1 protein-coding gene is annotated in these 671 nt (G+C 73.2%); it reads left to right on the top strand.

The window, feature by feature from the left end; translation table 11 throughout:
- A partial coding sequence (locus tag C1I97_RS38440) for a heterodisulfide reductase-related iron-sulfur binding cluster (protein ID WP_258382955.1) occupies positions 1–334 on the top strand: 334 nt, incomplete at its 5' end.
- Between the last annotated feature and the right edge of the window lie 337 nt (positions 335–671).

The following is a 671-nucleotide window of genomic DNA, read 5'->3' as shown; positions in this document are numbered from 1 at the left end:
CAACGAGGAGATGCACCGCCACAAGGAGCGCGGCTTCTGCTGCGGCGCCGGCGGCGCCCGGATGTGGATGGAGGAGCGGATCGGCAAGCGCATCAACGACGAGCGCGTCGACGAGGCCCTCGCCCTGGGCCCGGACATCGTCTCCACCGCCTGCCCGTTCTGCCTGGTCATGCTGACCGACTCGGTCAACGGCAAGAAGAACGACGGCAAGGCCAAGGAGTCCGTCCAGGTCGTGGACGTCGCCCAGCTGCTGCTGGACTCCGTCAAGACCCCGGCCGGTCCGGCGGGCGAGACGGCCGGCGAGAGCACGCCGGAGCCGGAGCCGGTGAAGTAGGCGGCGACGGACTGCGGCAGCCGCTGAACGTCCGACGCCCCCGGGCCCGTACTGCGAAAGTACGGGCCCGGGGGCGTCCTCGTCCCTATGACCGTCCGCCCCTACGACCGTCTATCCCTACGACCGTCCGTCCCTACGACGGCCTCTGTGACGAACGGCCTCTGCAGCGGCCGCGACGGCCTCTGCGACGGTCTACGTCCCTCAGGCGCCGCCCCCGGCCCCGGGCCCGGCCTGCTGCACCACCTCGAAGGACCACAGGGTGGAGCCCGTGGCTGCCGGCCGGGACCGCTCCCCGCCCTCGCCGCCGCCCTCGGCACCGCCGTCGCCCGCGCCGTGG

This window comes from Streptomyces sp. NTH33, from assembly GCF_003236365.1.
In the GTDB taxonomy this organism is placed as follows: Bacteria; Actinomycetota; Actinomycetes; order Streptomycetales; family Streptomycetaceae; genus Streptomyces.
The sequence above is the reverse complement of the archived record's forward strand: the minus strand, read 5'-3'. Positions and strand labels throughout refer to the sequence as shown.